The sequence below is a fragment of the Novosphingobium sediminicola genome, from assembly GCF_014196525.1.
GTDB classification, from domain to species: domain Bacteria; phylum Pseudomonadota; class Alphaproteobacteria; order Sphingomonadales; family Sphingomonadaceae; genus Novosphingobium; species Novosphingobium sediminicola.
The window spans coordinates 1-5595 of record NZ_JACIDX010000043.1 but is presented as its reverse complement, the minus strand read 5'-3'; the positions used below and the strand labels follow the sequence as shown (position 1 = coordinate 5595).

The 5595-nt window shown below is 56.6% G+C and carries 7 protein-coding genes and 2 pseudogenes; 3 read left to right on the top strand and 6 right to left on the bottom strand.

Going from position 1 to position 5595, the window contains the following annotated elements; all coding sequences use genetic code 11:
• A pseudogene (locus tag GGR38_RS23825) lies at positions 1 to 92 on the bottom strand (electron transfer flavoprotein subunit beta/FixA family protein); the annotation flags it as partial.
• Positions 93 to 275: 183 nt separating this feature from the next.
• On the opposite strand from GGR38_RS23825, the gene GGR38_RS23820 reads away from it, so the two are divergent.
• Positions 276 to 878, top strand: coding sequence for a TetR/AcrR family transcriptional regulator (locus GGR38_RS23820; RefSeq protein ID WP_183629490.1), 603 nt, complete (start codon positions 276 to 278; stop codon positions 876 to 878).
• Between the two features lie 227 nt (positions 879 to 1105).
• Here GGR38_RS23820 and GGR38_RS23815 read toward each other — a convergent pair whose 3' ends face one another.
• The 5 genes from GGR38_RS23815 to GGR38_RS23795 form a co-directional block, all read right to left on the bottom strand.
• Positions 1106 to 1717, bottom strand: a complete 612-nt coding sequence (locus GGR38_RS23815) for a hypothetical protein (RefSeq protein WP_183629489.1) — start codon at positions 1715 to 1717, stop codon at positions 1106 to 1108.
• Between the two features lie 651 nt (positions 1718 to 2368).
• Entirely contained in the window at positions 2369 to 2614 is a 246-nt protein-coding gene (locus GGR38_RS23810) for a hypothetical protein (protein ID WP_183629488.1), read from the bottom strand.
• Entirely contained in the window at positions 2589 to 2954 is a 366-nt protein-coding gene (locus GGR38_RS23805; RefSeq protein WP_183629487.1) for an energy transducer TonB family protein, read from the bottom strand. The genes GGR38_RS23810 and GGR38_RS23805 overlap by 26 nt, the downstream gene beginning before the upstream one ends.
• Before the next feature lie 38 nt (positions 2955 to 2992).
• On the bottom strand, positions 2993 to 3295 hold the full coding sequence (locus GGR38_RS23800; RefSeq protein WP_168605109.1) for a HigA family addiction module antitoxin: 303 nt from the start codon (positions 3293 to 3295) through the stop codon (positions 2993 to 2995).
• The gene (locus GGR38_RS23795) at positions 3285 to 3575 is read right to left on the bottom strand and encodes a type II toxin-antitoxin system RelE/ParE family toxin (RefSeq protein ID WP_183629486.1); all 291 of its coding nucleotides are present in this window, start codon (positions 3573 to 3575) and stop codon (positions 3285 to 3287) included. Before GGR38_RS23795 ends, GGR38_RS23800 begins: the two co-directional genes overlap by 11 nt.
• Before the next feature lie 605 nt (positions 3576 to 4180).
• Between GGR38_RS23795 and GGR38_RS23790 the strand changes: the two genes are divergently transcribed.
• Together GGR38_RS23790 and GGR38_RS23785 are read left to right on the top strand one after the other, a co-directional pair.
• Positions 4181 to 4432, top strand: a complete 252-nt coding sequence (locus GGR38_RS23790; RefSeq protein ID WP_183629485.1) for a hypothetical protein — start codon at positions 4181 to 4183, stop codon at positions 4430 to 4432.
• Between the two features lie 438 nt (positions 4433 to 4870).
• A pseudogene (locus GGR38_RS23785) lies at positions 4871 to 5505 on the top strand (IS5 family transposase); the annotation flags it as partial.
• Positions 5506 to 5595: the final 90 nt, after the last annotated feature.

Genomic DNA, 5595 nt, shown 5'->3' with positions numbered 1-5595 from the left:
ACATTCGACAAGTCAACGCCCGAACCGTCCGCCTTCACACGAGGCTTCACGTTGTAATCAAGTACGCGCTTGATCGGTACCAAACACTTCATGGCAACATCACCCTTAGCTTCCAGCACCCGATTCCACAGGCGCTTGCATGGCCGTTGAACAAGGCCTATACCAAACATCTGTTACAGTCAAACGAGGAAGCGCATTTTGGCCCTGCCCACCCCCTCCTGCCATGCCATTATCAAGCAATCCGGCAAGGCCGCGTCGGAGCAAGAAGCGCGCTCATGACCAAGGCAAAAGCAGCGCCGCGCGCACGTCGCCAGCCCACCGAACAGGGCAGCAATCGCCGCGCGCAAATCCTTGAAATCGCCGCCCATCTTTTCGCCGCCAAGGGTTATGCCGGAACTTCGATGCGCGATATTGGCGAGGAAGCGGGTGTATTGGGCGGCTCGCTTTATCACCATGTCAAATCGAAGGATGCGCTCTTTGCCGAGCTGCATAACAACGCGCTTGATCAGGCCGGCACGCGAATCGAAGAGGCCGTTGCGACCCTCGACGATCCATGGGAAAAGCTCGAAACCGCCTGCATTACGATGCTGGAAATCCAGCTCGATCCGCAATCGCTGACCACGCCGCTGATGAATGATTTTCGTATGGCGCCCGAACCGCTTCGCCGCCTGCTGATCGAGCGGCGCGATGCTTTTGAGACGATCTTTGCGCGGATCATCGCCGAGCTTGACCTGCCGCCGCATATCGACCTGTCGATCTATCGCAACACGCTGCTGACCATGCTGAACCATACAACCGACTGGTATCGCCCCGGACGCCTGAGCCCTGCCGATATCGGGCGGCAGGTTGCAGCCATCATGCGCGGCGGCAAAGTCTGAAACACGGGGCCGAAGAAATATTCATCCGTGATGCGCGGGGGGACGCAGCACGTTTGTCAGGATGCTTTCAGAATATATTCCTGTCTCCAGATATCAACCTGTAGCCATATTGCTTTTCGCAGATGATTTTATAATCACGATTAAGATATTTTCGGATTTGGCATATGAGGACCTGAATGCGCTTGACGCTCATTTCATCGACGCCATTCCCAATCATGTTGTTTATTTCATGATAGGAAACATAGCGGCTCTTTTTTTCGTATCAGGCCAGATAAAATCTGCTTGTGCCTTCGCGGAAGCCGCGAAACATCCGCAATTTCGACAAGCTGATCATCCCGGCGCCGATCCCTGAAATGCTGCTCCATCGATTGAGCATAGCGGCGCCACATGGCCCGCGACCGCCAGACCGCTTCGGCCGGGGATGTTCGCTCGATATCGATGGCATCATCAAACCCCGCCGCCACAGCGCGCGCGCGTTTGGCCGGGGTGGCGTTGGTCAGAATACAGATCTTCAGTTTGTTTTTCAGAATCGGAGCAAAGGATTTTAACACCTTGACCATCCGACGAACATCATTTCCGCCAATGATAATAGCATCGTATTGCGAGGAAACCGTCGAAATGAAATTCGTCGAATTTTCGCTGTAAGAATGCTCTTCAAAGCAGTTGAATACCTGACTCAACCAGGACTTTCTTTCGTCGGAACCGGTGTCATTAAACGACAGATACCTGACCTTCAATTCATCCCGGAAAATTCTTTGATGATAATTGTCCGGTTCAGGATAAGAATCATCCCCTCGATTCACATCCAAACACACATCTCTCCTCATTAGTGCCGTCATGCCGTTTTGCCCCGGGGAATGGTTTTGCGCCCTGTATTTAAACTTAGTTATAAACCAGTACTTTTAGGGCTATGGCGCAGCAAAATGTTAACGGAAAACCGCCATGGTAAACTTAAAAATCTTTTAACAACAGCCAAATAAGTGATTTACTTTCGTTTTTGGAAATCGATTTTTCTTTGAGGAAAATTTCATCGAAGGCCCATTTTCGCAAACAGCGCCAATGCGGCGCCCCGCAAGGCGATAACCGGAAAACGAATCACTGCTCTAATCGCGCAAGTCAGTTTCGGCCCTTGGCAATCAAGCGCCTGCCCGGCCCCAACACGCATTGCGGAGAGCATCGAGGGCATGGCCAAAGCCCGAAAGCAGCGCGGCCAAAGCCCGCAATCGGCCCGGCCCATCAACGCCCTTCCTCGCGCTGCGGCGCTAACCACATGAGGTCGGACCAGCGCGCGTCGCCCTCGGGCAACCAATTGAGCAGCTCAATGATATCGTCGATTGTTGGGTTGCCTCGAAACGACTTAAATAGTCTTCGTGGAAACACCTCCGCGAAGGCGTGTGTGACAGAGGTATCGTCCCTTCCCAGCCTCTTGTGCAAGCCGTCAATTGAAAACGAAGGCACAAGAAGGGGCCCTGGCCAGTAACGCCAAACGCTCAGGCAATCCTGTTCACCTTGCGCCCGATGAACTCCCTTCGGCCGGGCCGCCCGATCACGACGGCAACTTCCTGATCAAGCGTAAGGCGAGCATCAGCCTCTTCCTGATCCGAATGGGCCCTCCGTTCGATCATCTCGCGGATATGGGCGTTGCCTTCTTGCTCTCCGCAACAGATCGCCCCAATGAAGTGCCTGCCCATTTTCGGCTGACATTTAAAATCAGGATGTTTGGCGTGGCTTGTCATCAGGGGGGCAATGCTCCGGCATTTCGGGCGGTTTCGCATTGCCGAAAGCGACCGGCATCGGAAACCAGCGATTCCTAAATCGGTCGCCGGGCAAAGCCGCATCCCAATGAAGTTGCCTCACCCAAGCAAGGACGTGGCGATCTCGTTCAGGCAGGCCAGACGATACCACGATGAAGGCATCCGATACGCTGCCATCATCGGCGATCTTGATGCAGGTCACAGCTGAGCTGTTTAGAAGGATCGGCTCAAGGGGTGGCAACTCCTGAGCAGCAGCACCCGTGGCTGTTGATAGTGCGCCAGCAAGGGCAGCAAGGCGCGTGATTGCCCATTTCTGCTTCATGTGGAGCCCCCCACTTGCTCACCTGACGCCGAACACCTTCAAGCCGCCAGCACCAGCCGCTCGACCTGTATCTCATCCTCATGGGCGCGGACTTGGGCAAGCTCATAGGCGGCCTGCATCCGCAACAGCGTGTCAGCCTTGACGCCAAAGCCCTTCTCGAAACGGATCGCCATGTCGGGCGACAGGTTGGCGTGGCCATTGAGCAGCGTGCTGAGCGCCTGGCGGGATACACCGAAATGCTGGGCCAGCGCCTTCACCGACAGGCCCGAGGGCTCGACGATCTCGGTCTTGAGCCAATCGCCGACATGCACGGCGAGCGAGGTATGCATCTTAAGCGCCATGATAGTCCTCCAGATCCAGATCGGTCAGGGCGCCTTCCGCGTTGATGCCGAAGGTCAGCCGCCAGTTGCGTGTCACGGTCATCGACCACGTGCCTGCCCGGTCGCCGGTCAGGGGATGCAGCCCATAGTTTGGGGGCACGCTCAGTTCTTCCAGCGACCCAGCCGCGACAATGAAGGCAAGCATCTTGCGCAGCCGGTTCACATCACCGATCAGCCCCTTGGCATTGCCGGTCTCGAAAAACCGGCGCAGCGCCTTGTGGGTGATGCTCTCGATCTCCATGTGTCACGTTATACATGACACCGACAGACTGTCAAGTCAGGCTTGACGCACCGCATGGGCCAAGACCGGCTGGGCGCCAGTGCGCAAAGGCGTCACGCCTGCGGAGGCGAAACCCGGCTTTGTCCAGCCCGGAACAGCCACGGCCAAATGCACTTGAGGGGACGAATGTGGGGACTACACTGCGCACAACTCTCCCATGGCGTTGAAACTAAACAACAATATGGGAAGCCGAGCCGTCTCCGCAAAGGGCCTCAAACGTGGCGGATTTGCTGGGTTTTGAGGCCAGCCGCTGAGGGAGTGGCCCCCAAGATGGCCCCCACCGCGCGCGGCTGGCGGGGGCCGGATGTCCACAGAGAAATTTTGCAATCTGCGTCGACGTTGGGCGCTGTGTGACAGCTTGCTGTGCTGCGGACTAGAAAACGCCGTTCCCCCGCAACTAGAGCGATTCCAGCCACTAGACCGCAGTGGAGGTAAATGTTAGGCCCCAATGCAACGGGGTCTTCCTTCGCATACGGGCTGTGCAACTGCGGCCTAAGAGCGAAAGTCTAGACACAACGCGGACGCTCGGATTACTGGGCGACTGGCGTGATTGGAAGGGAGACCCCGTGTCATCAATCAATCGTATTTTTGGCAAGCACTTCCCTCTCCCCATCCCTCCGGAACTTGTCGACGAGACCAGTCTGCTCACGTATCTTGGCCTCAGCCCCAAGGAACTCAAAAAGATCTGGTGGTATCGTGAGCGGATGTACGCGCGTTTTGACATCGCCAAGGGCGGGGGTAAAGCGCGTCAGATCACCGCCCCTGACAGGCGCCTGAAGATCCTTCAGAGCAAGCTCACGCCACTACTTAGGCCGTGAACTCATAAACGGCGGTGACTGATATCATCGAGTGGGGTCAGCATATGTCCACCCGACGTGGCAATCCTCCTCGATGAGCGCGACGAGGGTTCTGCCATCTTTCCCCTTAAAGCCGACTTTTGCGACGTAGCCTGTGCTATCTTGGGCAACATGGGCAACGTCATCAGCAAAGTTATCGCGCTCGGATTGCACCGACCGGCCCAGCATTCCTCGCTTCTGTTCGACCGCAAGCGCTACCGCGCGTGATTGCGACAAGCCCTTACACTCGGATGATGGGGCAATCGGTGAGCAAGCCGATGCGACCGCAGCACATGCTATAACTGTAAGGCTGCAGACGCGCTTCATGGTCCTACGATGCAGCATGCAATCGCTACACGCAATCGCCGCCGCCTTCGTTAAAAGCTTCCCATTGGCACTGGAATTTGATTCTGCATCGGCATGAGCCGTTATGACCTGACAGACTTCGAATGGCGCGTGATTGAGCCACTTCTGCCCAACAAATCCAGAGGCGTACCTCGCGTCGATGATCGCCGTGTGTTGAACGGCATCTTCTGGGTGCTGCGATCCGGTGCGCCGTGGCGTGACCTCCCTGAACGGTATGGCCCGCGAACCACCTGCTACAACCGCTTCGTGCGATGGCGGAAGGCGGGTGTCTGGGACCGGATGATGGGCGCCATCACCGCCGCTCAGGAAGGCTACATCCAGATGATCGTCAGCACTTCCGTTCGCGCTCACCAGCAGGCCGCGACGGCAAAAAGGGGGATCGAGATCATTGTCTCGGTCGTTCCCGAGGCGGGCTCACGACCAAAATCCATGCGGTCGTCGACGGGCAAGGACTCCCAATCCGGTTGAGCCTGACCGCCGGGCAAAGCCATGACGGGCAAGCGGCTGACGATCTGCTAGACCATGTTGGTGCCGGAACAATCGTGTTGGCAGACAAGGCTTATGATGCCGATCGTATCCGGGCATCACTCCGCGAGAGGGGCGCGTTCGCCAATATCCCGCCAAAGTCCAACCGTCGGTCGAAACCCTACTTCAGCACTTGGCTCTACCACGAGCGGAACCTGATTGAGGTGCTGCCGGTTTGATGGACACCGAGATAAGGTGTTTTCATCGAACGGAGAGCATCGATGCAACGAAGGAAGTTTAGCCGTGAGTTCAAG

Excerpts from the sequence above, each read along its gene's own strand:
- GGR38_RS23820 (WP_183629490.1), top strand. The coding sequence starts at position 276 with ATGACCAAGGCAAAAGCAGCGCCGCGCGCACGTCGCCAGCCCACCGAA.
- GGR38_RS23815 (WP_183629489.1), bottom strand. The coding sequence starts at position 1,717 with ATGACGGCACTAATGAGGAGAGATGTGTGTTTGGATGTGAATCGAGGG.
- GGR38_RS23810 (WP_183629488.1), bottom strand. The coding sequence starts at position 2,614 with ATGACAAGCCACGCCAAACATCCTGATTTTAAATGTCAGCCGAAAATG.
- GGR38_RS23805 (WP_183629487.1), bottom strand. The coding sequence starts at position 2,954 with ATGAAGCAGAAATGGGCAATCACGCGCCTTGCTGCCCTTGCTGGCGCA.
- GGR38_RS23800 (WP_168605109.1), bottom strand. The coding sequence starts at position 3,295 with ATGGCGCTTAAGATGCATACCTCGCTCGCCGTGCATGTCGGCGATTGG.
- GGR38_RS23795 (WP_183629486.1), bottom strand. The coding sequence starts at position 3,575 with ATGGAGATCGAGAGCATCACCCACAAGGCGCTGCGCCGGTTTTTCGAG.